The following is a 24,592-nucleotide window of genomic DNA, read 5'->3' as shown; positions in this document are numbered from 1 at the left end:
TCACGATGACTGACCTAGCTGATCTCGTCACTCGCAACCGCGCCTTCGCCACACGAAGCACGATCGGGGGGTTACGGATGAATCCGTGGGGCAACCTCATGGTCATCGGCTGCGTAGATCCCCGCGTCGACCCCAGCCACGTCCTTGGCCTGGCTCTCGGCGAAGCCGCTGTAATCCGCAACGTCGGTGGCCGGGTGACGCCGAACACGCTAAGCACCATGTCTCTGTTGGGCCAAGTTGGTGAGGCGAACGCGGATGGACGGCCGGCAGACGATTGGAACCTGGTAATCCTTCACCACACCGACTGCGGCATGACCGACCTCGCCGCGTTCCCCGAACTGCTAGCCCGCTACTTCCAGATCCCGGCCCACCAACTCGAGCTGAAGGCCGTATCCGACCCGTTCAAGTCGGTGCAGGTCGACGTCGACGTCATCCGGTCACAGATTTCGGGCGGCAGCGACTTCTACGTATCGGGACTTGTGTACGACGTGGTGACTGGACAAGTCGCAACCGTGGTTGAACCGACACTGTTGTCCAGCGCGTGAGGTCGGCCCCGAGATGACGTTTGAGTACTCGAACCCAAGCGACCGCCCACCTAGCCGTTTCATCGTGCTTGCCCGCAGGCTGCTGCCCGGCGTCGGATTGGTCGAAGACGAGATCGGCCCCTATGCCGCGGCCTGGCACACGCGCAATCTCGACGCCCTCGCCTCGTCGGATCCTCTGTGGGTCGTGCTAGGCGACTCGCTGTCTCAAGGGATCGGCGCCAGTTCTATCGATCAGAGTTGGGTTCTGCAGACTTGGCGGGTCCTGGTCGAAAACGGGATCCGTTATCGAGTGATCAACCTATCGATCAGCGGAGCCCGAGTCGGTGATGTGCTGGACCGCCAGCTCCCCGCGATCGCGGGACTGGCCGCGTCGCCCCATCTGGTCACAGTGCTCATCGGCAGCAACGACATCATCAAACACGACCTTCGCGCGCAGTTACCCGATCACTACACGGCGTTGATGTCGGCCCTGCCAACCGGCTCCCTTGTCGCGACCGTGCCGAGCTCCCGAGGCGTGCAAGCCGAAGTGAACAGGATTGTCGCCGACGCCCAGAACACCGGTACCGCTGCACTTCGCATCCAGCGCACGAGCACCAGACCACTTCCACCCCAACGACGTCGGCTACGCCGCCATTGCCCAAAGCTTCACGCGGGCAATTCTCACTCGCACGTCACCTCCACCGTGACCTGTCAGAACCGACGCGCCCCTACCCGTGCACCGCGACACCAAGGAGAACCACAATGGATTTGTCCGGAAGCACAGCTCTGGTCACCGGGGCCAACCGTGGACTAGGACGTCACATGGTCGAAAACCTTCTAGCGCGAGGCGCAACGGTCTACGCGGCCGCGCGCGATTTGGCAACCGTCCAGACGAAGGGGGCAATCGCCATCCAAGTCGACCTGACCCGCCCCCAATCGATCGTCGCGGCCGCCGAAGCCACCGGCGACGTGACGCTACTAATCAACAACGCCGGCTCGTTCACCGGCACCGACCTGCTCACTGGATCCATGGACCAGATCGAACTCGAAATGAACACCCACTATTACGGCACCTTGGCCATGGCGCGGGCTTTCGCACCCCAACTCGCAAGCAACGGCGGCGGCGCGATGCTGAACGTACTGTCCGTTCTCTCGTGGTTCGCCGTTGCACCCGATGGCGCCTACTGCGCCGCGAAATCCGCGGAATGGGCTCTGACCAATGCGCTGCGTGCTCAACTCTCCGCGCAAGGCACCCTCGTGACCGCATTGCACGTCGGGTACATGGACACCGACATGTCCCGCACGGTCACCGCCGACAAGAGCGATCCGGCTGAGATCGCGACGCGGGCTCTCAACGCAGTGGAACGGGGCGAACGGGAGTTCGTCGCCGACGACGTCAGCCGACACGTACAGGCCGCGCTTGCTGGCGGCGTCGCGCAGCTATATCCCGCCTGACGTCGTCAAGGCCCAGCAACTAGGAGACCCGACCTACATGAACTCCCCTACCACCGCCTCATCCGCGGAACTGCCTGCAGAACTTGACCTCTACGCTGACGCCGACCGTCGGGCACTCACCTTCGCAACCGGCATTGGCAGTCGACCAGTATTTCCAGACGTAGCTGCGAGGAACGGACTGGCACGCTTCAACGAGCCGATTCCATTGCGTGGAAAATCCGCGATGGAGACGATCGAACTGCTTGACGCAGCCGGCAGCCCCGCCGCAGTCGCATTCAACGATCCCCGCTACTACGGCTACGTTGTCGGCGCGACATTGCCCGCTGCAGCCGCAGCCGAACGCATCGCTCTCGCCTGGGATCAGGCTGCCTCGGACTCATCAGCAGCACCCGCACCCGCCGCCATCGAAGCGGTCGCCGCACGTTGGTGCCTTGAGGTGCTTGACCTTCCTCGGACCGCCGGCGTCGGGTTCACAACAGGAGCATCCACAAGCAATCTCATCGCCTTCGCAACCGCGCGCCGTGTCCTGCTCGAGCGTCTTGGATGGAATCTCGACCTTCGTGGTTTGCGTAACTCCCCGCAGTTACGGGTCGTTGTGAGCGATGCTCACCACGTGACGGTCGGGAAGGCCCTTCGAATACTGGGCTTCGGCGCTGACGATATTGTGCGCGCCCCGGTCGATGAACACGGTCGAATCCGCCCGGAGCTTCTGCCGCCCATCGATGCCCAAACACTGCTCGTGCTCCAAGCCGGCGAGGTACATACCGGCGAATCCGATCCCTTCACCGAGATCCTCCCACTCGCCTCCGACGCGGGAGCATGGACCCACGTGGACGGCGCCTTCGGACTTTGGGCTCGCGCGTCCGACAATCATCGGCATCTCGTTGCCGGGATCGAGGCCGCCGACAGTTGGACAGTCGACGCCCACAAGTGGCTGAACACCCCATACGACAACGGCATGGTGATCTGTCGCGACGTCGCTGCCCTGGGTCGGGCCATGACCTCCGACGCCGACTACACCACGCAGTCCGCTGGTGCTCAACGAAACCTGACCCTCGAGTTCTCGCGACGAGCACGTGGAATCGCAGTATGGGCAGCATTGAGAACCTTGGGCCGAGACGGCGTGGCGGACCTCGTCGACTCTCGAATCGCGCTCGCGCAACGCGCCGCCGAAGGGTTAACCCGCGCTGGCTTCAACGTCCTGAACCGGGTCTATCTCAATCAGGTGCTTCTCGACGCGAGCACCGCGGAGAACGCGCGCAGGATCTCCACTGCCGTACAGGACTCTGGAAGAGCTTGGTTGGGTCCGAGCACATGGCGTGGAAAGCCAGCGATCCGGGTATCGGTGACCTCATGGCGCACCACGGAGCGCCACATCGACGAGCTGATCACGTTGCTCGCGGAAATTCGAGATGCCTAAACGCGCCCACCTGGCGACCCCGGAAGTGTGCGAGTTCGGATGGTTCATCGATCGAATCGGGCAAGGAAGTCCTCCGCGAGGGCGAGCCAACCAGCGGCGGGCACGTCGCCGTCGATGCTGTCGGCGATGGCGTCGGGATCGATCTCCTGGTCGGCCCACTGGGGTCGCGCGAAAATGTTGATCGCTGCTCCCGTGCTGTCCCAGTAGAGATTCCAGACCTTCTTCTGCTGGTCGGCGTGCGTCATGACCCAGACACCATCGGAGCCGTTGCGCAGGTCAGTGTTGACTTGGGAGAACCGGCCGCGGTAGGGCCAGTTGCCCCACGCACCCTTGAATGATAGGTCGGCCAGCACCTTGTCGAAGGGCAGCTCGCTGCGGTCGCACATGAGTAGTCCGGGGGCCATGCCTTCGGAGACCGCGTTGTGTTGTCGAGTCGGCGTGATCCTCACGCAGGGCACGGTAGTCGACTGTACCGACAGGAAGTCAGGCATCGCGGAACTCGTCATGCCATGGCGGCAGAGCGAGAAGCCGCCCCCGGGTCGAATCCCAGCACCAACGCTGCATGCCGGCCGCTAGTGGAGCCACCCGATCGGCGTAGGCGAGCCGACCCGTCCATGGATTGATCGCATTCGTTTGGAAGGACGGGTGCCAGGTTTGATCGCCGACGACGACCGCAGCCAACCTTGCCATCTGGCCGAGCCGGACCTGGGCGGCTGGGATTCGCCACTCGCGTTCGTGCAGCCATTCCGATTGACCGGGCTCGAGCCGCGCCGTCCACACCAGGAGAGGCTCAGGGATGCTCGGCAGGACGTCGGTGCGCACCGACCACACCGGCGCGCCCCCCGCGGTGAAGACGTCGTCGCGGTAGACGACGACGCCCCAGGGGGGCGAAGTAGCCCCGTTCGAGCAGGTACTCAAGATCTTCGATGCGACTTTCGGTGAAGCTGACCGCCGGTGGGCCGGCCGAGTACGGCGCGCTGCCAAGGAGCTGCTGCGACCACAGGAGCTGGTGCAGCCGGGCAGGGGCCAGGGCGTGTTCGGCCGGCGTCTGGCCCCGTCGCCCGGTGAAGTGGGTCAGGGCGGGGGCCGCGATCGGGTGATCGAGGGCGTATTGGAATGGCACCAACGAACCCTGTCACGTTCCGACGGCAAGGCTGCGTTTGGCCGGGTCAGAGCTGGTCGAAGAACGCCTCGGCCTGCTTGCGGATCTTGGCGAGCTTTTTGGAGATGGGGCTGTGGTTGGCGTGCCCCATCTCCGAGGCGATGTGGGTCAGCGTGGTCTGGCCGTGGTTGAGCAAGATGATGACCTGACGTTCCTTCTGGTCAAAGGGCCATGAAGTCGGCGAAGACCAGCCGGTTCTCGACCTCGATCTCGGTCCCTGGGCCCTGCACCGGGATAGTGTCGCTGAGCTCGACAAACTTGACGGCGATCTTGCTGCGCTTGCGATACAGCTTGCGCTCGAAGTCGTTTCGAGCGTGACTCCAGCGCTCGGAGAATTCGTCCTCCATCCGGTTCGAGCGGACAGCATCGAGGATGCCGCGTAGCCGTCCGGTGCGATCTGCCTGCTCCAGGGTTGCAGCCACGATGTCCGTGGCCTCCTCCTCGCCCCGCGAGAGGTCGCCTCCCATCCGAGGCCACCCGGGCACGGCTCCGTCGAAGATCGACCCCTCGCTAAACCGGATCTCGGTTGGCAGCTCCCCGTCGCCTACAACGAGGGGGAAGCTGCGCAGGGTCTGCTGCATGACTTCGGTGATCGCGGGAACCCAGAGATCGAGGTCGTGGGCCAGTAGCCGTATGGGGTCATCAGCGCCGAACGCGTCGGGCCCTGATCCCGCGCTCAGATCGCGCCAAACCGTCCATGCCCACGCTCGCGCGAGGCGCTGTTCGAAGTCGGCTGGAAGGTACGTGCGGATGTCGTGGGTCTGCATCGTCTACGGCCACTGGCCCGCGCTCAATACCGGCAACCCGGGATGCTCGACTGTGCGTCGCCTAAGCAGGTGAAAAAGGGGTGCGTATTCGTAGTAGCGCGAAGCTGTCCGCGGTACGAAGACGACGTTGATGTCTCCGCGGTCTGCGATCCGCTCCAGGTCTGGGGTCAGGTCGTCTTCGTCGAAGAACCGCCGGCGGTACTGCCTTTGTTCCCACATCAGCTTCCATTCCGCGATGGCGAGGCTCTTCTTCAGGGCCTCGTCGTCCCGGCCTCGCAGCGGAAGGGTAAACCCTGACGTACTCGGGCTTGTGGGGAGACCGGTCGGATGATCGCGTGCTTGAGGAAACCGGCGGATAGGTTCGACATGCGCGGGTACTGATCTGCGGTGCCGTGATCTTCGGATGCGAAGGTCTGCTCGCGTTCGAACGTCTCTATCTCAGCCGGGGTGAGAAGCGTTGCAGGATCTGCCGTTGGAGTGTGCCGAGTTCAGTAGCGCAGATCAGTCGTGCGTCGTCTGACATTTCGAAGCAGGTCATCAGGATTTCCTTTCAAGGGATTGGGTTTCTCTGTCGATGCCGCCCCAGACGCCCCAGAGCTCGCGGTGGCCGAGGTCGGCGGCACGGGTCGATAACCGGGCAGCGCTGGCAGCGATGGGATGCGGCTTCGCGTTCTTCCGTATCGCCAAACCACATTGCGGGATAGACCTGGCGGGCACGAACGGGTCGCCGTTCATGCCGTCTCCTCGCGTTGCGGGCACGGTCCTGCGGATGGGTTGAGGTACTGAGCGAGATCGCACTGAGGGCAGCCGGTGGCCCGTGCAACGTCAGATGCTGACGGCGCAGTTGTAGTGCGGCTCGTCGATGCGTCGTTGGTTCTTTCTGTTACGTAATGCACGCGCGTACTAGTGGGCCCCCCGTCCGCACCATGTGGCCCCTCATTCGGTGGTGCGGACGCACGCACCAGGCTGGGTACTAGATTCCGCACCATGTGGTTGGTGCGGACGTACGCACCCCTTTTGGTGCGGACGCACGCACCATTCGGACCGGGCAGAATTGCCTCGTATGCAGCGGTGATTCCCGGCCGGCCAGCTCGGACCGTGTCCAGAAATCCCGCCTCCTGTGCAGCCTTGAGCCGCTCAGTCACGCGTCGATCGGTGCGGCCGAGCGTCGCCGCGATCTTCGAGCGTGGAACGCTGACGTAGCCGGCGTCGGTCATGTCGTCGGCGAGGACGAGCAGGACCACGCGGACGCTGTCCGGGATCGCGGCGGACTTGATCACCTCCGCACGCCAGCGGTCCCGGAACCCCTTCCGGGTCACGGCAGTCTGCGTGGTGCGGCAGCATCAGGGACGACGCTTCGCAAGACAAGGTTGATCCGAGCAAGCTCGCCAGCGGCCTGGACGTCGGCCGCCCTCACTGCGGGGAACGACATCTTGCCGGTCGTCAGGTCACGCATGAAGCTGACACCGAGCTGGTTGAGGACGCCGCGGATCTGCGGCCAACCCGACCAGACGATCGCGGAGCGGTCTCTGACTTCGACCAAGGCGATCCTGTCCATCTCGGTGTACCGCTCGATCAACCTCGTCTTGACCGTGGCCGGATTCATCGTCTTGTCGCGGATGCTCAGGTACACCGATTCCAGGTCGTGCTCGACCTTCCGTTTTGGGAAGAGCGCCGTCACCTCGGCGATGATTTTCGCGAACGGGTCGACCTCGTTGCGCCGCTGGTGGATCTCGTCCACGAGTTGACGGAGAACCTCAGCGAAAAACGACGCGGTGACCGCGACGTCGACCTGGGCGAGGGCTGCGCGCTGGATCCAGCGTTCCTCCCGCTCGAGTTCCTCGAGGGCGACGGAGAGCCGGATGAGGGGATCGTCGATCTCTTCCGCTTCGTCGTCGACCACCAGCGGCGTCAACGGTGCCGTGTCCACCCGGTTGTCCATTGTGGCGGCCCTCGGCAACTGTCCCTGTTTCGGGAACCGGTGTGCCCGGACCGTAGCGATCGTGGCCGCCGTCGGCGCCGCCGTGATCGAGCTGACCTCGGCCATCACCGCGGCGGCCTGCGCCGGCGCCAGCCCTGCGAGCGCGCGGACCTGGCCCTCGCTGGTCGGCAAGTGTGTGTCCACAATTGTGGACATCTCCGCGACCATCTTGGCCGCGTCCATCAGCTGGTAGGCGCGGCTCCGGCCGATTTCGAAGCGGTCCTCGACGTAGGCGGCGAAGCTGTGGTGAGTGGCTCGATACAGCTTGGAATCGCGGACCTCTGCCAGCGCCAGACCCACCTGGATGAACGTGTCCAGGCCGGTGGAGATGACGGCCTCCAACTCGTGCAGCGTGGCCTCGTCCGCGCGTGACAAGGGCACCGTCGTGATCTCTGCCGCGGTCACGCTGCACCTGCCGCGCTGGACGGGGACGATTCCCATTCCACGGGGCCGCCTGGGTAGTCCGGTGAGCCATAGCGGCGCTGGTTACGCCACGCCCGCGCAAAACGGATGCATTTCGAGCAAGCCTTGCACCGACGAGAACAGGGATCGTTGGTGTGCACCCGAGCGCGGTCAAGTTCGTCGCGGGTGGGTTGCGCTAGGACGAGGCGGGTCACGCCGAGCTGCGCCTGGACCTCATCGTTGCGGCGGTTGTACCCGTCCACGTAGCCGATCTGTAAACCGACCATCTCGCCGGCTTCGACGCCGAATAAGAAAGTGCCGACGACCGCGGGGGTTACGATGGCGTCGTTCGTGTCGATCTGTGGGGCGGCCGTTTCCTGGCGGGGGCGGCCTCTTCCATTTCCTGAGGTCATGCCACACCGCCGACTGTGGGGATGGGCCGCAGCAGTCGCTCGACCTCATCCATGTCGAGACGGATGAGGCGTGGGCCCATCCGATAACCGGTGATGAGACCTGATGCGATCCAGCGGCGCACGGTTCTTTCGGAAACGTGGTTCGCGGTGGCGACCTGCTGAATGGTCGAGAGACTGCGGAGTGCCGTATTTGAGGCACGCGGGGTCGGGCGCATAATCGGGTGTCCTCCTTCGGGAGGGTCGGCGGCCCCGGTGTGCGCGGATTCTTTGCCGAGAGATGCGCTGCCGGGGCCGTGTCCGTTTCATGTCCTGGCGCGGCGCCCCAGGACTGAAAGTAGATTGACACAACTGCTGGACATTTGTGTTCGCTTGCCCTTGTCCGTAAGGGCGAAATGGCTTGCGCGCGCGTAGGAATCAACGCCAGGCGGACACGGAAGTGTCCCCAACATTTCCGTCGGTGCAGATGTGCGCCAGAGTGCGAACGAGTCGGAGAGAGTCGGAGAGAGTCGGAACGAGTCGCAAACGAAAAGACTGAATGACCCGGTGAAATCTCCGCTCATATAAGGCAAAAAGGATGGTCACGCCGCGGGAGGAGGGTCCCAGGCCCGTTGCGCGCACGCAACACCTGTGAAGTTTTTAAGTCGGGCGTGTCGCGACCGTGGACGAGGCTGCCAGCGCCGATAGTGCCGCCGCGATCTCCAGGTCGCGGCCATCAGCAGCGTGTTGATACCGCAGGGCGGCGCCCGGGGTTGAGTGGCCGAGGCGCGCCATCAGTTCGGCGAGGGTCGCACCGGTGGACGCTGCCAGGACAGCTCCGGTGTGGCGTAGGTCGTGCCAGCGGAGGTCAGGGCGACCCGCTGCTGTCCGGGCCGGGTAGTACACCTTGTACAGCGTCGTGGGGACAATCTGGGCGCCCGTGCGTGACGTGAACAGCAGGCCATTACGGCCACCGGTGATGTGCTTCGACAGGTGCGACCTCACCAGGGGCATCAGGTGGGGCGGGATCGCGACATCTCGCACGCCGGCCTCCGACTTGGGCCGGCCGACGATCAACGCTCCGTCAACTCGCACAACGCCGCGTTGAACGTGAATGATGCCGTTCTTGAGATCGATGTCGGAGCGCCGAAGCTCGGCCAACTCTCCGAATCGGAGCTGTGTCCACGCTGCGAGCAGGGTCATGAGCCGGTACCGCTCGGGCATGGCGTCCACGAGCCTCGCCAGCTCGTCCAGCGTCGCGGGTTTGATTCTTCGTGCCCGCTTCGCCTGACCAGCCCCTCGGATGCGGCAAGGGTTCGCGGCGATGACGTCGTCGGCCACGGCGGTGTTGCAGATGGTGCGGAGCAGGGCGTAGGCGTGCGCTCGGAGCGTGGGTGTGGTTGTGGCTGTGGTCGAGAACCATCGTCGGACGAGGTCGGGCGAGATGTCGCGGATACCCATCGTCCCGAAGGTCGGTCGGAGCTGTTTGGTGAGTAGCTCGGCGTAGTGCTGGTGCGTGCGTGGACGCAGGTTTCGTTCCTGTAGCCAGGTGTCGGCGTACTCGCCGAATGTCAGGGGCCGGTTTGATCCCGCGGGCTTCCACGTGCCGCGGCTCATATCGGTGCGCATCGCTGAGAGCCACGCGTCGGCGTCGCCGGTGGTGTCGAAGGTCAGGGGAGCGGTGTAGCGGATTCCGTCTGGCCCGTGGTACCTGGCCTGGTACCTGCCGGACGGTAGTTTGCGGACCGACCCGAACGGCTTGCCGCGTTTCTTGGTTGGCATCCCGTTTCTCCGTCTCCGGGCGTGCCCTGTGCGTGCCCGATACAGAGTCTATCCGTGTCCCCTTGCGTGTACTAGAGTCACGCGTTACTGTTTGCGCGACGGGCGAGAAATCGCCTGTCTCGTTGGAGGAAACCGCGTACCAGCGGGAAGTGAGAACAGTGACGCTTACCGATGGGCGTCACTGGTTCAATCCCAGTATCGCCCACCTAGAAGGCCCGGAATTGCTGGTCTCCAGCGGTTCCGGGCCTTATTTTGTGCCCTCCGCGACCACTGAACGCAATGTGTAGTGCTCATCGCCATTCATGATCTGGGAAACGAAGCGCCGGAACCCCAAGTTTCAGGCGCTCTGAGCGCCCGAAGCAGCTCGAATTCAGTCGCCCATCTGGATCCAATCGGCTGCCGTGCAACAAGCGTGCAAGGCCAGCCCGGGCGCAGGCCGCGTTTCGAGCGCCCGGTCGCTCTGGCCGATGTCGATGGTGTCGCCCGCATGCCGGTCGTTATCTAGGTCGTGTTCCTACACGGTGCGGCGATCGTGGTGTTGCACGTCGGTTGCACTGACCGGCGCAGTCATGCTTCGGCGAGCGCAAGGCTCCGCGAATGCCGGGGAGGAGGGCTCGCACGACTCGGTGACCACTACCGCGGGTATGTAGGGCTCGTCGTCAAAGGCGTCTTGCACAAGACGACGCGCGGCGCGAAGGCGTCGTCCGACAACGTCCCGCGTAGACGTGGCTCGTGCTCGGCACGCGAGATGGCCGCTCCTGAGACAAGGATCGCGTGCAGGAGCCGAATCAGGCCCGGCTCGCTCTGCTGCCATTCACCACTCGCACCCGTGTCTCTCTGCTCAGCGACGACTGGAGGAGCGGGACGGGGCGTGATCAGACGAGGTGTTTGAGATCAAGGTTCCGGACTGCGTCGCGAATGTCCTCCTCGACTAGGTCGGCGTTGATCGCGATTGCCGCGGCCGATCCTTCGCCTGCCGCTGTGATGACTTGGGCGCGGGGGTTCACGACGTTTCCCGCGACCCAGACGCCGGCGACGCTGGTCCGGCCGGTGCTATCGGCGACTACCCAGCCGGCGTCGTCGACGGGGCAGTTCAACGTCGTGAGTAGATGATTGTTCGGCACGAACCGAGGCGGGACGAAGACGGCGTCCCGCGCGAACACGCGTCCGCCGCCTACCTCGACGCCACGCAGTTGATCGTTCTCGACCACGATGCGGGTGACCTCGTCCTCCACGATGCCGATCGACCGTGCACGCAACTGGTGGCGAGCGGACGTCGACAACGTTCCTGGTGCAGCGAAGAGGACGACGTCGTAGGACCATTGCCGAACGATCTGCGTGAATTTCACTGCCTCGAGGGTCGAGCCGAGCACGGCGAGGCGCTGGTCGCGGACCTCGTAGCCGTGGCAGTACGGGCAGTGCAGCACGTCGCGGGCCCATCGGTCGGCGAGACCGGGGATGGTGGGGAGTTCGTCGCGCAGGCCGGTGGCCACCAGGAGCCGGCGGGCGGTGATCGGCTGCCCATCGGACACCGAGAGTGAGAACCCGGATGTGCCGGTGGGCGCTACGTCGGTGACGGTGCCCGTGACGAACTTGCCGCCGTAGCCGGTGATCTCGGCCCGCGCGACGGTGAGCAGTTCGGCGGGCGGGAAGCCGTCGCGGGAGAGGAAACCGTGCATGTGGGCAGCCGGCGCGTTGCGCGGCGATCCGGCATCGATGACGAGGATGTTGCGGCGTGCTCGAGCCAACACCAGCGCTGCGGACAGTCCGGCGGCCCCGCCGCCGACTACAACTACGTCAACCTCGTTCACGGCAATACGCTCCTCGATTGATCCACCACGTCACAGCTAGGTCGCTGTGGGTCATCGGGCACTGCTGTCATGCGGCTCGCGGTGACCGGCACAGCGACGAGGTCGCGATCATGCGGCGCGGAGCGGGCGATGGACCGCAGGGCCAGCGGTTCCCACGACTCGGCCACGAGCAAGTCATCGAGCACTCTTTCGATCTGCTCGGTCAGGTCGTTGCCTGCGAGGACGCTGGCCAGGAGGGCGGTGTCTTTGTCGAAGCCTGCGGCCAGCTCCGTGGTGATGCCGAAGAATGCGGCGTCGCGCTCGTCGCTCCACGTCGTGGAAATGGACTCGGTCATGTCCGGCTCCTTCGGCGGCGCCACCCTGTCGTGGCGAGGTGCTATTAGCTTCGCGCGGAACGCCCCTCATCGCTCCGGCGGAATTGCCAGGCTCGGCTGCGTTATCCGTCGCGGACGTAGACCGGGTCTGGAAGCGTCTCGTGAAGCTTCCGGGCCCGGTCTGCGCGATGAATGTCAGTGCATGGTGAGGTGGCCGCCGCCGTCTGTGGCTCGTGTGGCGGGCATCCGGACCAGTGCGAAGACCGCGACGACGGCCGCCATGACGGCGGCGCCGATGAAGCCACGGGAGTACGCGTCCGCGGCGCCGGCGGCTGTGGTCAGCGTTCCTGCGGTGCTAGCGACGGCGGACAGGACGGCGACTCCCAGGGCGGCGCCGATCTCGTGTCCGGTCATCAGAAATCCGGAGGCCACGCCAGCGTGCGAGGCGGGGATGCCGGACATCGAGGTCACCGAGACCGGGACGAAGACCATGCCGACTCCGAGCCCGAGGGCGCATAGTCCGGGAAGTATGTCCGTCGCGAACTGCGCACCACTCGTGGCGGTGGACAGCGCGAGCGAAGCGACGACGGCGATGACGAGGCCTGTGGCGGCGATGACGCGAGGCGACAGGTGGCCGAGCAGATGCCGCGCCACGATCGTGCCGACGGTGATGGCAAGCGCGAACGGCAGGAACGCGACGCCCGTCTTCACGGCTGAGAACCCGAGCACGGTCTGCAGGAAGATGGAGGTGAGGAAGACCGTGCCGACCAGCAAACCGGTGACGCCGAGCATGACCGCGGTGCCTGAGACCAGGGCGTTGAGCTTCCACACGTGCGGCGGGAACAGCGGCTTGTCCGCCCGGCGCTCGAGCTTGAGAAACGTTGCGAAGGCCGCGGCGGATGCGGCGAATGCGATTGCGGTGTGGGCCGACCACCAGCCGTGCTGGGAGGTGCCGCCGAGTGCGTAGACCAGGATCGCGAGGCCGCTGATGACGGCCAGGGCGCCGGGGAGGTCGAAGTCCCGCAGGTGCGGGTGCGAGCCGGGCTGCTTGGCGATGATGCGCGATCCGACGAGCAGAGCGACCAAGCCGATGGGGCCGTTGATCCAGAAAATGAAGTGCCAGTTGGTCCAGGTGGTGACGGCGCCGCCGACGAGGACGCCGGCTGCGATGCCGAGGCTTCCGACGGCGCCCCACAGGGCGAGGGCGGCTTTGCGTTGGGCGCCGGCGTAGGTGGTCGTGATCAGCGACAGCGCGGACGGGGTAAGAAGGGCGGCGCTGAGGCCCTGCACGGCGCGGGCCGCGAAGAGCTGGGTGCCGCTGTTCGCGAATCCGCTGCCGATGGAGGCGAGGGTGAACAGGGTCAGGCCGGTCAGGAAGACGCTGCGTCGCGAGATCAGGTCTGCGATGCGGCCCCCGAGCAGCAGTCCGCCGCCGGACATCATGAGGTAGGCGGTGACCAGCCATTGCAGGTTGGTGCCGCTCAGGTGCAGGTCGCTTCCGATGGTGGGCAGGGCGGTGTTGACGACGGAGATGTCCAGAACGACGAGGATCTGGGCGGCCAGGGCGACGGCGAGCAGGGCCCAGGATTTCCTCGGCGCGTGCTCTTCCGGGTGGGTGCCGGCGCGGGTCTCGGGTTGTGCGGCGTGGTGGGACATCGGAACTCCTTCGGGACAGTGTTCGGTGGGTGGTGGTCAGGTGGTCAGCGCAGTGGCGAGCCGGTTCGGACCGAGGCGATGACCTCGGCGATGGCGTGCGCCGACTCTGCGGCGGGGCGCTCGTCGGTGATGAGACCGGCGTGGGTGGATTCGACGTCGCGGTGCAGGTGGTTGGCGGACAGGGCGGCGAGCTTGTCCTGGGCGGCTTTCCACCCGTCCGTGCCGAGGGAGGCGGAGGTGGTCAGCACCGCGAGCGGCCGACTGTGCAGCGAGGTGAGTGTCTGGGCCTGGCGGAACACGGTCGGGATCATCGAGATTTCGTCGCGCCCGTTGCAGGCGGCGCGTGCGGTGGACGTCATCGCCTGGGCGCGGCCGATCGAGTCGGCCGGCAGGCCTGCTCCGGAGCTGAACAGCGAGCCGAGACCGATCCGGGTCAGCGTCGGCAGGAACGCCAGGCCGCGTCGCAGGGCCAGGGCGTACTGGCCCGCGTAGCTTGGGATGCTGGTCATCTGCTCGGGGCTTGAGCTGTCCAGCAGCACCATGCCGGCGACCTGCTGCGGGTATTGCGCGGCATAGGTGAGTGCGTAGGGGCCGCCGGTGGAGTGCCCGGCCAGGATGTAGGGGCCGGGTTCGCCGGCTGCGGCGAGTAGGGCGTGCAGGTCACGGGCCGCGGCGACGCCGTCCTGGGGGCTCTTGGTGTCGTCGCTCCACCCCTGGCCGGCGCGGTCGTAGGCGCACACCCGGGTCGTCAGGCTGACCTCGCTGGTGATGCGGGCCCAGGTGGCCGAGATCTCGCCGAGGCCGTTGAACAGCACCACGGTGGGACCGCCGTGGCCCTCGCAGTCGATGTGCAGGCGACGGCCGCCGACGTCGTAAAGCTTGCCGGGAGCCGGGTAGGTGTGGTCGATTCGGACCTCGGCGACATTTTCGACGGTGGCGCCGATGGTTGTGGCGGCGAGGACGACTAGGACGGGGGTGAGGAGCCAGCGACCCTTTCCGTGCAGGCGGCGGCGCATCTGCGCGAACATCCAGACCGCGAGCGCGAGCATCGCCGGCGGCCACACCCAGTTGAGGTCGGTCAAGGTCGTGTTCTGCGGGGAGCTGACCATGAGCCCCACACCGGAGACGCCCATGACGAGCGCAGGAACCGTGGTCCAGCGTTGGGGCTGCGCGGTGAATCGGACGGACAGCGCGGCCATCATCGCCCAGCCGATGCCGAAGGCGCTCAGGATCGAGCCGGTGATGACGCTCTCGGTTCCGCCCGGGAAGACCACCAGGGTGAGCACCAGAGCGGTGACGACTCCGGCAGCGAGCGAGCCGACGATCACCCCCGCCACGGGCACGGCCCGGCGCACCCGCGTTGACGCTTGCGTGTCGCTGCTTTGGGTGGGATGGATGTCGACGTTCATGGCGGCCTCGCTCTCTCGCAGTGATGGCTGATGCACTGCTGCCGAGCGTGGCCGTGAATGGGATTGCTCACCCCGGTCAGATGGCCGGGATGCGGGGTGTGCCGGCGGGTGTCCCGGCTAGGCGAAGTCGAGTTGAGCCAGCGCGCCGCGGGAGGTGACGCCAGCCTTGGTGAAGATGTTGCGCAGGTGGAAGGCAACGGTCCTGGGGGAGACCCAGATCTGGGCCGCTACGTCCTTGTTGGACAGTCCTGAGCTCACCAGCTGGGCGATCTTCAGCTCCATCGGTGTCAGCTTCACGAGCGTGGACGGGTCGCGCTTGCGCGCGGTTTCGCCGGATGCGCGCAGCTCCTGGGTTGCCCGGTCCGCGAGCGCCTCGACCCTTGCATCCTCGAAGGACTCCAGGGCGTGCCGAAGGTGGCGGCGGGCGTCGACGCGGCGCTGGGCTCGGCGCAGCCACTCGCCGTAAGCCAACTGGGCGCGAGCCTGGTCCAACGGACGCCCGGCTCGTTCGTGCTGCGAGAGCGCTTCCTGGAAAAATGTGTCCGCCTGCGTGCCCTCAGTCGTGAGGGCGCGTCCGTAGGCAGCCGTCGCGAACGCCCAGGATCGGCCAGTCGCCTCGGCGAATGAGGCCAGCTCGTCGGCCCAACCCCGGACAAGCTCGGCTTCTTCGGCGCGAACCGCAGCGTCGAAGCGCTCCACCGCGGCCATGCGGCTCAGCGCGGGAAGGCGGAACCGACTCAGGTGGTGCAGCGCGCCGGACCTGTCCCCGGTCGATGCAGCGCGAACACCCTTGGCCCAGCGGGTGAGATCGTGCACGGGGTCGGTGAGGATGCCGAGCGAGCTCGACGCGGCGGCCTGCTCGAGTTCACGTAGGAGCTGCTCATAGGTGTCACTGCCCTGAGTGGCGGCGAGCAAGGTCAGCCATGCGGTGGGAGGGGCGGTCACGGCCGGCTGCCCCATGCCTGATCCGAGTGAGAGGGCTTCCTCGGCGGCGCTGCGTACCGCGATCAGGTCCCCGGCGAGGTAATGGCTGAAGCACAGCCGCTGCAGTGCGTAGATCACGGCCGTGACCGCTCCCGCCTCGCGTGCCCGGGACAGGGCAAGTGAGTAGAAACGCAGCTGCGCGTCGTCGTCACCCAGCTGCAGGGCGGCGTTGCCGAGATTCCACAACACCTCGCGGTCATCGACCTCCTCGCCGATCGCGAGCGCCTGGTTCAGGGCGTCAACCGCGCCGGACCAACTCCCCTCGGCGGTCAGGGTCATCGCTGCCAGCATCTGCTTCAGGCACCGGGTTCGCGCCGAATCTCCCGCCGCGGCTGCACCCAGGTCGGCCGCAGGCAGCCGAGAGCCACTGTCCGCGCCGTAGGTGCGCAAGGTCGCCGCGAGCACGCCCACCTCCAAGGCTCGCTGCGGGTCATTGCCACGAACAGCGTTGGCGGTTTCGACGAAGATCCGGTGCGCAAGTGTCGCCGAGCCGAGGTTGACCTCGATGTGGCCCCGTAACCGCGCCATGTCCGCCAGCAGCGCAGGCTCGGTAGCGGTCTCCTCGGCCGTGGCCAGGAAGGTCCGGGCCGGGCCGACCTGACCGCACGCCCAGGCGCTGCGGGCGGCCGCGAAGGTGAGAGCCGCACGGCGTGCCGGGTCGGCGCACAAGGCTGCCGCACGTTCGAAAGCTGCGAGGGCGGACACGTGCGCGCCGCGGCGTTGCGCCCGAGACCCGACGATTTCCAGGGCGGCAGCCACGCCGTCGTCCGGGCCTTCGGCTGCAGCGGAGCGCTGCCACACCTCGCGGTCGGCGTCCCCGATCGCGGCGAACGCGTCAGCCAGTGCGAGGTGGATGCGGCGCCGTTCCGCACTGGTGGCCGCCTGGTAGATCGCCGAGCGCACCAGCGGATGCCGCAGGGAAACAGCGCCAGCGCTCGTGTCGGCCTCGAGCAGCCCGGAGTTTACCGCGGCTTCCCATACCTGCTCAGTCAGGCCCAGGTGTGCCGCGGCGGACTTCAGGACGACGAGATCGCCCGTGTCGTCGGCAGCGGCGAGCAACAGGAACGACCGCACCTCGCCAGGCTGGCTCCGGCTTCGTTCGAGAAAGACTCGTTCCAGCCGTGCCGTCACGTGGAACTGGACGGGCAGCGGAGATGCTCCGTGCAGCTGAGCGGTGCTCAATTCCGTCGGCAGCTCGAGCAGTGCCAACGGGTTGCCCCGCGTTTCGGAGATGAGCCGCTGGGTCACCTCCTCGGCGAGGGTCGTGCCCACTTGTGCGTCGAGCAGCGCCTGCGCGGCATCCGAAGTGAGCCCGGTCAGGGTGATCGCGGCCAGGTCCTGATCCTCAAACCAGTCTGCTGCGCCGTCGCGGGTTGCGAACATCATGGCGACGCGGTCGGCCCCGATCCGTCGGGCACAGAACAGCAGCGCGTCCGCGGTGGCCGGGTCCAGCCAATGTGCGTCGTCGACGACGCACAGCACGAGTTGCTCCTCCGCGGCCGCGGTCAACACTGTCAAGGTCGCCACCCCGATCAGAAATGGCTCTACGGCGGGTCCGTCCTCCTCACCGAACGCCATCCGCATCGCCCGTGCCTGTGGCGGCGGAAGCTGGGACAGCAGCCTCGTCAGTGGGCGCAGCAGCCGGTGCAGCGCCGCGTACGGCAGCGGCGCCTCGACCTCGAGACCACGCGTCCGCAGAACGGTCGCCGCCTCGGTCAGGCGCACGACCTCGTCCAGGAGCGCGGTCTTGCCGATCCCCGGCTCGCCGCGCACCACGACGCTGCCGGCCGCCCCGTGCCCGGCCGCTTCGACCGTCTCGGTAAGGAGTGTCAGCTCCCGCTCGCGGCCCACGATCACGCCGTGACCGTACCCCGCAGGAAGAGCCGGAGGGGCCGGCCGGACAACCCGGCACTTTGGCCGGGGCGACCGGCTTCGCAAGTGGCGAGGCTGGCAACCAGCAAAGACCGCACTCGATCCCGACCCGCACCAGCGGCCACGCCAGGAGGCGCGCAATGTCTGCTCCAATGAGCAAGCTCAGTGGTGACACCACGGAGGCGCACCGGCAGATCGGGCTGCTGCTGTTCGACGGAGTCGAGGAACTGGACGCCGTCGGCCCCTGGGAAGTGCTTGCCTACTGGACACAACAGCATCCGGAGGACGGCTGGAGCATTTCCTGCCTCTCCCCAGGCGGCGCAGATGCCACCGGTGCCAAGAACCTCCGCCTCGGCGCGCATCACTCATTGGATAACGCTCCTGCGCTCGATGTTCTTATCCATCCGGGCGGCCCCGGCACCCGCCGACTGCTTCGCGACCCTGAGCATCTGGACTGGGTTCGGGCGCAGCGGTCGTGTGTTCCGCTCATCGCCTCGGTGTGCACCGGAAGCCTCGTCTACGCCGCAGCAGGCCTGCTGACGGGAAGGCGGGCGACCACCCACTGGGCATCGCTGAACACGCTGTCCGAGCTTGATCCCACCATCATCACTGACGTCGATGCACGGTTCGTCGACGATGGCGACCTCATCACCAGCGCGGGCGTCAGCGCCGGCATCGACATGGCCCTGCACCTCGTCGCTCGATTCGCGGGAGCCGAACGCGCCAGGGCGGTGCGGCGCGGAATCCAGTACGACCCACGACCTCCCGTGTGAGCGGAACCAGCCGCCCGACCAAGCTCCACACAACGCAACGACGGCACCACAGGACTTTCGATCAAATACGCAGACTCCCACCCACCTCGCCGTGTTCACGGGCTTTGCTCCCACGAGAAGCGTCGTCATCGAGGTCCATGACAGGCCGGGTGCCGCACCTGGAAGGCAAGCCATGAAAGCACTCACCCAAGATCGGTACGGACGCGCGGACGTGCTCGAGGTCCGTGACATCGAGCGCCCGACGGCAGGGGACCGGCAACTCCTGGTCCGCCTCGTCGCAGCGGGGATGGACCGCGGCGCGTGGCATTTCATGACAGGTGAGCCCTACCTCATGCGGCTTCTCGGATTCGGCCTCCGTGCGCCGAACGTCGCCGTGCCGGGGACGAATTTCGCCGGTGTGGTAGAGGCCGTCGGTCGCGACGCACGCGGGTTCAAGCCCGGCGACGAGGTGTACGGCGTGACCCGCGGGACGTTCGCAGAGTACGCCGTCGCGCCGATCGACAAGGTCGCACCGAAGCCGCCGCAGCTGTCTTTCGAGCAGGCCGCAGTACTGCCGTACCCGACGTTCGTCGCGATGCAGGCACTACGCGATCAGGGGCACGTCCAGCCGGGGCAGCGGGTGCTCGTGGTCGGCGCCTCCGGCGCCGTCGGCACGATCGCGGTCCAGCTCGCGGTCGCGTTCGGCGCCACGGTGACCGGCGTGTGCAGCGGTCGTCACGCCGACCTCGTGCGCTCCCTCGGCGCTACCGAAGTCGTCGACTACACCAAAGGAGACTTCGCCGACCGGTCACGACGGTTCGACCTCATCATCGACATCGGCGGCCGGACACCCATTTCCCTTTTGCGCCACGCACTGACGCGGACCGGCACGCTCGTAATCGTCGGCGGCGAAGGCGACCGCTGGATCGGAGGCACCCAGCGGCAGCTGTGGGCCAGCGTGCTGTCCGCGTTCGTCCCGCAGAACCTCCGCGCATTCGTTGTCAAGGAGAACGCGGCCGAACTGTTGGCAATGAACGAACTCGTAGCCGCCGGCAGGGTTACCCCAATACTCGGACCAGCTTTTCCGCTCACCGACGGCTCGGCCGGCATCGCCGCGTTCGAGGCCGGACAATCCGACGGGCGCATCGTCATCACGACCTGACAGGTCGAGGCGAAGCCTGTCTGCCTCTGCCCCGTGTGGTGGGAGTGATTGTGGCTCTGGCATCGGTGTCGCCACAGCTCGAGAATGTCGTCCATTCTCTCGAGGAGTAATGGACGGGGGCCTTGGCAATGCTGATGGGCCGGGCAGGCAATGCCTGCCCGGCCACCGGTGTCGCTGGTTGATCCTCACGCAGGCAGGAGCCTGTGGGTCTGCGGGGCGGCATCGTGCATGTCCGCCGACTCCTGCGGTGAGCGCGCAAATCCCTTGAACGTCAGGTAGATGCCGAGTGAGAACTCCCAGGCGGCGATGGGCAGTGCGAACAGGCTGCCGGTGACGCTCGTCTGATCCCACAGTCCGCCGATAGTGGCGATCGCCGAGAGGGCGATCAGCGGTGCGCCGACGAGTCCGATGGTGGGGATAGCGCGGGGAACCAGGCGGGACCTGTACAGCGCGTAGCCCAGGAATGCAGCGTTGACGGCGGGGATGAGGCCGGGGCCGATCAGGAACGACCATTGCCGGGTGGCGACGAGGGCCTGGCCGACGACACCGAGCGCGTCGCGCTCGGCTCCCGTGGCGCCGTCGTACTGCTCGTGAAGGGTAACTAGGGCAAGAAGGCTCATGGTGCCGGCGAAGATGACGGCCGCTTCGAGGGTGCGGGAAGCGACGAAGCCGATCGCGGCGCTGCGACTGACGCACCGGATCGCCGGATACAACGCGACCGCTGTAGCGATGCAGGCGAGGCCGGTGATCAGTTCGAGGATCGAGCCGAGGCGCAGGCTGGCGTCGCTTCCGTGCGCCAGGATGTAGTCGGGGTCATCGATGACCTTGCTGAAGAGGCCCAGCTGGGGCATCGAGGCGGCGAAGGTCGCGAGATACGCGAGACCACCCAGCAGGGCGACTTTGCGCATGCGGTCCGGGCTTTGTGAGGCGTTGACGTTCATGGCGTTCTCCTTTGGTGTTGGTGTTGGTGGTTGGTTGTTGTTGTCGTTCGGTTGCTGGTGCTGGTGGCGACGATGCGAGCGCGTACGCGGTGCAGTTGGGGCATCAGGCCGTAGATGACGATGGGAACGGCGATCGTCGCGAGCACGAAGGTGCGCGGGACGGTGGCGAGATCGCGTAGCCAGTCGCCGAGGGCCAGGTTCAAGACCGTGAGCGTCGGGAAGACGGCGAGCCAGATCATCAGGGCGAGTTGGTGCTTGCTGGGCGGTCCGGCGGGTCGGGACGGTCGAGTCTTATCTGCGTTGGTCATGGGTGATCTCCTTGTGGCTGGGTTGTCAGTTGGTGGGCAGTAGCCCGTGGCGGGTCACGTCTAGGGCGACGCGGACGTCCTCATCAATGAGGTCGGCGTTGATGGCGATCGCCGCGGCCGAACCTTGACCGGCGGCAGTTATGACTTGGGCGCGGGGGTCGACGACGTTGCCGGCCGCCCAGACGTTGCGGGCTGAGGTGCGGCCGGTTGGGTCGACGGCGATCCAACCGCGGGGGTCGAACTCGGCGCCCAGTTCTCGCAGCAGGTCGCTGTGCGGGACGAACCGGGGCGGCACGAACAGGGCGTCGATTCCGGTGACACAGCCGTCGTCCAGTTCGACCCCGCGCAGCCGATCGTCGTCGATGACCAGCGCAGCGATCGCGGCATCAATGACCGTGATGCCGCGAGCGGTCATCGCGGCGCGGTCGGCGACGCTGAGATTGTTGTCGGGCGAAGCGAGGTAGGTGATGTCGGTGCTCCACTGCCGGACGATCTGGGCGTAGCGGGGCGCCTCGGGGGACCAGCCCAGAACGCCTAGGCGCTGGTTGGCGACTTCCCAGCCGTGGCAGTAGGGGCAGTGCAGTACATCGCGCGCCCACCGGTCGGCTAGTCCCGGAATCTGCGGCAACTCGTCGCGCAGGCCGGTAGCGACCAGTACCCGACGGGTGCGGATCCGCCCGCCATCCTCAGTGATGACCCAGATGCGGTCGGCGCCGTCCGGAACGAGGCTCGTTGCCCGCGCCTCGCGAATCTGCGCGCCGTAGCGCGCGATCTCTTCGCGACCGGCATCAAGCAGGTCGGCCGGTGGCACGCCATCGCGGGACAAGAAACCATGCATGTGGGCGGCCGGCGCATTGCGTGGTGTGCCGCCGTCAAGCACCAGGACCCGGCGGCGGGCCCGGGACAGAACCAATGCCGCCGACAGTCCGGCTGCGCCCGAGCCGATGATGGTGATGTCGTAATCGCTCATGGGGCAAGGATCTGCGCCTGAGATCGGCCGAACAACGAACGTTGCCGAAACTGGGAATTCGCGGTGTGATCACCAGGTGTCAAACGATGAGCCGGCGATCGACCCGGCGGCGGGCGAGATCGTCGGACCGTGGCTGAAGGCCCTGCGACAGCGGCGCAACATCACGTTGACCGCGCTTGCCGAACGTACCGGGATCTCCAAGAGCACCTTGTCCCGGCTAGAGACCGGTCAGCGCCGGCCCACCCTCGAGCTGCTGCTCGCGCTCTCCCGCGAGTTCCGCGTGCCCCTCGACGACCTCGTCGCCGCGCCTGAAGTAGGCGATCCCCGAGTGCGACTTAAGCCCAGCAGCGTGAAAGGCCGGGCCGTCATCCCGCTCACCCGCCAGCCCGAAGGCACCCAAGCTTGGAAGATCGTCATCCCGGCTGACAAGACGAATCCAGAGCTCCGATCGCACGACGGGCACGAGTGGATATACGTCCTGTCAGGTCGCATGCGTCTACTACTTGGTGACGGTGATTGGATTCTTGGGCCCGGCGAGATCGCTGAATTCGACACGAAGGTCCCGCACTGGTTCGGCAGCACCGGCGACGGCCCAGCCGAAATCCTCAGCATCTTCGGGCGACCCGGCGAGCGAATGAAAGTCCGAGTCTCCGACCGCACGTGACAAGAGGCCCGACGCTCGCGGGGCCTCGATGCAACGCCCCGTCGCACTATTGCGACGGCTGCCCTGGCGGCCGTGAAGGAGGTCCGGAATCTGACGATTGGCATTCCGCCGCGAGATTTAGCGCTTCGCGATCCTAGTGGGCGGCACCCAGTCACGAACCTGGACGCTCAGTAGCGTACTGCCGCGGCCGCCTCGAATGATCATGACCGCGGAGCTCATGGATCCGTCCACCTGGAAGCGGCCCGGGTGTGTTGCACCTGTTGGTTACATCGCGGTTGACGGAACGGCTTCGACTGTGGCGCTGGTTAGACATCGATCGACCCGCTTGAGCCCGCCGGCGCCGCGCGCACGACGTGAGTTCTTAGGCGCTGATCGTCATCTCCGAGCATTTCGTTGAAATGGCGGACGGTCCAGCAGAGCTCACTGACGAGTTCGGGTTTGGTGAGTCCCTGGTGGTGCCATTGGATGCCCGGATGCCCGGATGCCCGATGTGCTCATGCTTTCGGGTAGTGTATCCGATCGGATACGTTAGCCGGGTATCGAGGTGGGTCGTGCGGGGAGCTGAGCTGTTGTCTTGGGTTCGCCGTGCGGCGGGCCTGAGCCAAGACGAGCTTGCGGGGCGTGCGGGTACGTCGCGTACGGCTGTGTCGGCCTATGAGCATTGCCGTAAGTCGCCGTCGCTGGACACGGTTGATCGGCTCATTGCCGCCGCTGGCTACGAGTTGGAGGCTCGGCCGCGGATTGAGTTCGTGAACGTGGCGGCTGGTCGGGGTCGCGTCATGCGTGTGCCGAATCGCCTGCCGGGGCTGCCCGTGGAGCAGGCGCTGGGGGCAGTGGAGTTGGCGTTGACGCTGAACTGGTCGCAGCCGGGCCGGGTGTTTCGGCTGTCCGATCGTGGCGATCGGGCGCGGGTATATGAGTTGGTGTTGCGCGAGGGCAGCGACGCGGACGTGCTCGCCTACATCGACGGCGCCCTGCTGGTTGATCTGTGGGACGAGTTGGTGTTGCCCAGGGCGGTTCGCGCGGCGTGGTTGCCGCTGATCGGTCAGGTCCGCGGTGTCGTGGATGTGCCGGTCGTGGCCTAGTGGCTGGCACGGACAGCGGTGGCTTGACGGAGTTTCAGCTGCAGGTGGCGCAGCTGTTCTTCGGCCTGCCGGCCAGTGACGGATTTCTGCTGGCTGGGGGAGGGGCGTTGCTGGCGCAGGGTCTGACGGCGCGCCCGACCCAGGATCTAGATTTCTTCACTCGGCCTGGGGCGGGCGACGTCGGGTCGGCGAGGGATCAGCTCCTCGCCGCGGCGGGCGAGCACGGTTGGGATGTCGATGTCGTGCAGGACAGCGACACGTTCTGCCGCATGCTCATCCACGGGCCCAATGATTTGCTGGTGGACCTGGCTTTGGACTCCGCTCCGGGTCGTCCTGCGATGGCCAGCCTCGCTGGTCCGACGTTCGCGCCGGCGGAGCTGGCCGGGCGCAAGCTGATCGCGCTGTTCGACCGTGCCGCCGCCCGCGACTTCGTGGACGTCTTCACCCTCAGTCGTCGATTCAGCAAGGCAGAGCTGCTCGAGCTGGCATGCGAGCTCGACGCGGGCTTCGACGTCGCAGTCTTCGTCGACATGATCGGTCTGCTCTCGCGGTACAGCGACGTCGATCTCGACCTCGGCGACGTGAACGCTGCCGAGGTCCGGACGTTCTTCGCGGACTGGAGCACCGAGCTCGAACCTGGCCGGCAGTGATGCTCGATGCCGCCCGTTGTCCGACTCGAGAAACTCCAGCACGATGGAAGGCCGCGACCACCGGCGGCACAGCTTGGGGCTTGAATCGAGTCATGAGATCAGCGACGCCAGACACGAGCTTCCGAGGAGGTG

26 protein-coding genes and 1 pseudogene are annotated in these 24,592 nt (G+C 66.3%); 10 read left to right on the top strand and 17 right to left on the bottom strand.

Annotation, left to right across the window (positions count from 1 at the left end; translation table 11 throughout):
- Positions 1-5 precede the first annotated feature (5 nt).
- Genes M6D93_RS12335 through M6D93_RS12320 form a run of 4 tightly spaced genes read left to right on the top strand, consistent with a single transcriptional unit; the run spans position 6 to position 3,399 of the window.
- Complete coding sequence (locus tag M6D93_RS12335; RefSeq protein ID WP_249769536.1) at positions 6-545, top strand: carbonic anhydrase; 540 nt, start codon at positions 6-8, stop codon at positions 543-545.
- A 13-nt stretch (positions 546-558) separates the two neighbouring features.
- Positions 559-1,338, top strand: a complete 780-nt coding sequence (locus M6D93_RS12330) for an SGNH/GDSL hydrolase family protein (protein ID WP_249769535.1) — start codon at positions 559-561, stop codon at positions 1,336-1,338.
- On the top strand, positions 1,287-1,979 hold the full coding sequence (locus tag M6D93_RS12325) for an SDR family oxidoreductase (protein ID WP_347343487.1): 693 nt from the start codon (positions 1,287-1,289) through the stop codon (positions 1,977-1,979). Before M6D93_RS12330 ends, M6D93_RS12325 begins: the two co-directional genes overlap by 52 nt.
- Before the next feature lie 37 nt (positions 1,980-2,016).
- Positions 2,017-3,399, top strand: coding sequence for a pyridoxal phosphate-dependent decarboxylase family protein (locus M6D93_RS12320; RefSeq protein ID WP_347343633.1), 1,383 nt, complete (start codon positions 2,017-2,019; stop codon positions 3,397-3,399).
- A 44-nt stretch (positions 3,400-3,443) separates the two neighbouring features.
- Here M6D93_RS12320 and M6D93_RS12315 read toward each other — a convergent pair whose 3' ends face one another.
- The 14 genes from M6D93_RS12315 to M6D93_RS12260 all read right to left on the bottom strand — a co-directional run bounded on the left by M6D93_RS12315 (position 3,444) and on the right by M6D93_RS12260 (position 17,913).
- Entirely contained in the window at positions 3,444-3,848 is a 405-nt protein-coding gene (locus M6D93_RS12315) for a hypothetical protein (RefSeq protein ID WP_249769532.1), read from the bottom strand.
- 34 nt (positions 3,849-3,882) lie between these two features.
- A complete protein-coding gene (locus M6D93_RS12310; protein WP_249769531.1) occupies positions 3,883-4,221 on the bottom strand; it encodes a hypothetical protein in 339 nt (112 codons plus the stop codon).
- Entirely contained in the window at positions 4,190-4,522 is a 333-nt protein-coding gene (locus M6D93_RS12305) for a hypothetical protein (RefSeq protein WP_249769529.1), read from the bottom strand. Before M6D93_RS12305 ends, M6D93_RS12310 begins: the two co-directional genes overlap by 32 nt.
- A 46-nt stretch (positions 4,523-4,568) precedes the next feature.
- The gene (locus tag M6D93_RS19400; RefSeq protein ID WP_283818579.1) at positions 4,569-4,697 is read right to left on the bottom strand and encodes a hypothetical protein; all 129 of its coding nucleotides are present in this window, start codon (positions 4,695-4,697) and stop codon (positions 4,569-4,571) included.
- Positions 4,698-4,722: 25 nt separating this feature from the next.
- Positions 4,723-5,328, bottom strand: a complete 606-nt coding sequence (locus M6D93_RS12300) for a hypothetical protein (RefSeq protein ID WP_249769527.1) — start codon at positions 5,326-5,328, stop codon at positions 4,723-4,725.
- A 537-nt stretch (positions 5,329-5,865) separates the two neighbouring features.
- Positions 5,866-6,063, bottom strand: coding sequence for a hypothetical protein (locus M6D93_RS12295; protein ID WP_249769525.1), 198 nt, complete (start codon positions 6,061-6,063; stop codon positions 5,866-5,868).
- A 580-nt stretch (positions 6,064-6,643) separates the two neighbouring features.
- Entirely contained in the window at positions 6,644-7,714 is a 1,071-nt protein-coding gene (locus M6D93_RS12290) for a hypothetical protein (protein ID WP_249769523.1), read from the bottom strand.
- 406 nt (positions 7,715-8,120) lie between these two features.
- Positions 8,121-8,339, bottom strand: a complete 219-nt coding sequence (locus M6D93_RS19525; protein ID WP_347343486.1) for an excisionase family DNA-binding protein — start codon at positions 8,337-8,339, stop codon at positions 8,121-8,123.
- A gap of 421 nt (positions 8,340-8,760) precedes the next feature.
- Entirely contained in the window at positions 8,761-9,882 is a 1,122-nt protein-coding gene (locus tag M6D93_RS12285; protein WP_249769521.1) for a tyrosine-type recombinase/integrase, read from the bottom strand.
- Positions 9,883-10,757: 875 nt separating this feature from the next.
- Positions 10,758-11,693 carry an NAD(P)/FAD-dependent oxidoreductase gene (locus M6D93_RS12280; protein WP_283818578.1) on the bottom strand — a complete coding sequence of 312 codons (936 nt, stop codon included), beginning with the start codon at positions 11,691-11,693 and terminating at the stop codon, positions 10,758-10,760.
- A complete protein-coding gene (locus tag M6D93_RS12275) occupies positions 11,690-12,052 on the bottom strand; it encodes a hypothetical protein (RefSeq protein ID WP_249769519.1) in 363 nt (120 codons plus the stop codon). The genes M6D93_RS12280 and M6D93_RS12275 overlap by 4 nt, the downstream gene beginning before the upstream one ends.
- 150 nt (positions 12,053-12,202) lie before the next feature.
- A complete protein-coding gene (locus tag M6D93_RS12270) occupies positions 12,203-13,663 on the bottom strand; it encodes an MFS transporter (RefSeq protein WP_249769517.1) in 1,461 nt (486 codons plus the stop codon).
- Positions 13,664-13,707: 44 nt separating this feature from the next.
- Complete coding sequence (locus M6D93_RS12265) at positions 13,708-15,072, bottom strand: alpha/beta fold hydrolase (RefSeq protein ID WP_249769515.1); 1,365 nt, start codon at positions 15,070-15,072, stop codon at positions 13,708-13,710.
- Positions 15,073-15,189: 117 nt separating this feature from the next.
- Positions 15,190-17,913 (bottom strand): helix-turn-helix transcriptional regulator, encoded by a 2,724-nt coding sequence (locus tag M6D93_RS12260; RefSeq protein ID WP_249769514.1) that lies wholly within the window; start codon positions 17,911-17,913, stop codon positions 15,190-15,192.
- Positions 17,914-18,068: 155 nt separating this feature from the next.
- Here M6D93_RS12260 and M6D93_RS12255 point away from each other — a divergent pair, with 155 nt between their 5' ends.
- Together M6D93_RS12255 and M6D93_RS12250 are read left to right on the top strand one after the other, a co-directional pair.
- Complete coding sequence (locus tag M6D93_RS12255) at positions 18,069-18,701, top strand: DJ-1/PfpI family protein (protein ID WP_249769513.1); 633 nt, start codon at positions 18,069-18,071, stop codon at positions 18,699-18,701.
- Positions 18,702-18,873: 172 nt separating this feature from the next.
- Positions 18,874-19,842, top strand: coding sequence for an NAD(P)-dependent alcohol dehydrogenase (locus M6D93_RS12250; protein WP_249769512.1), 969 nt, complete (start codon positions 18,874-18,876; stop codon positions 19,840-19,842).
- A 185-nt stretch (positions 19,843-20,027) separates the two neighbouring features.
- Here the strand turns inward: M6D93_RS12250 and M6D93_RS12245 are convergent, their stop codons facing one another.
- Genes M6D93_RS12245 through M6D93_RS12235 form a run of 3 tightly spaced genes read right to left on the bottom strand, consistent with a single transcriptional unit; the run spans position 20,028 to position 22,061 of the window.
- Positions 20,028-20,783 carry a DUF4386 domain-containing protein gene (locus M6D93_RS12245; protein ID WP_249769511.1) on the bottom strand — a complete coding sequence of 252 codons (756 nt, stop codon included), beginning with the start codon at positions 20,781-20,783 and terminating at the stop codon, positions 20,028-20,030.
- Entirely contained in the window at positions 20,780-21,091 is a 312-nt protein-coding gene (locus M6D93_RS12240) for a putative antibiotic biosynthesis monooxygenase (protein WP_249769510.1), read from the bottom strand. The genes M6D93_RS12245 and M6D93_RS12240 overlap by 4 nt, the downstream gene beginning before the upstream one ends.
- A 25-nt stretch (positions 21,092-21,116) precedes the next feature.
- A complete protein-coding gene (locus M6D93_RS12235) occupies positions 21,117-22,061 on the bottom strand; it encodes an NAD(P)/FAD-dependent oxidoreductase (protein ID WP_249769509.1) in 945 nt (314 codons plus the stop codon).
- 76 nt (positions 22,062-22,137) lie between these two features.
- Here M6D93_RS12235 and M6D93_RS12230 point away from each other — a divergent pair, with 76 nt between their 5' ends.
- From M6D93_RS12230 to M6D93_RS12215, 4 genes and pseudogenes are all read left to right on the top strand, one after another.
- Positions 22,138-22,725 (top strand): helix-turn-helix domain-containing protein, encoded by a 588-nt coding sequence (locus M6D93_RS12230; RefSeq protein ID WP_249769508.1) that lies wholly within the window; start codon positions 22,138-22,140, stop codon positions 22,723-22,725.
- Between the two features lie 398 nt (positions 22,726-23,123).
- Positions 23,124-23,393 (top strand): annotated as a pseudogene (locus M6D93_RS12225) (helix-turn-helix domain-containing protein); the annotation flags it as partial.
- A 111-nt stretch (positions 23,394-23,504) separates the two neighbouring features.
- Entirely contained in the window at positions 23,505-23,810 is a 306-nt protein-coding gene (locus M6D93_RS12220; RefSeq protein ID WP_249774253.1) for a hypothetical protein, read from the top strand.
- A 23-nt stretch (positions 23,811-23,833) separates the two neighbouring features.
- Positions 23,834-24,460 (top strand): nucleotidyl transferase AbiEii/AbiGii toxin family protein, encoded by a 627-nt coding sequence (locus M6D93_RS12215; protein WP_249769507.1) that lies wholly within the window; start codon positions 23,834-23,836, stop codon positions 24,458-24,460.
- The last annotated feature ends 132 nt before the right edge of the window (positions 24,461-24,592 follow it).

The organism is Jatrophihabitans telluris (assembly GCF_023516435.1).
Taxonomy (GTDB): Bacteria; Actinomycetota; Actinomycetes; order Mycobacteriales; family Jatrophihabitantaceae; genus Jatrophihabitans_A; species Jatrophihabitans_A telluris.
The sequence above is the reverse complement of the archived record's forward strand: the minus strand, read 5'-3'. Positions and strand labels throughout refer to the sequence as shown.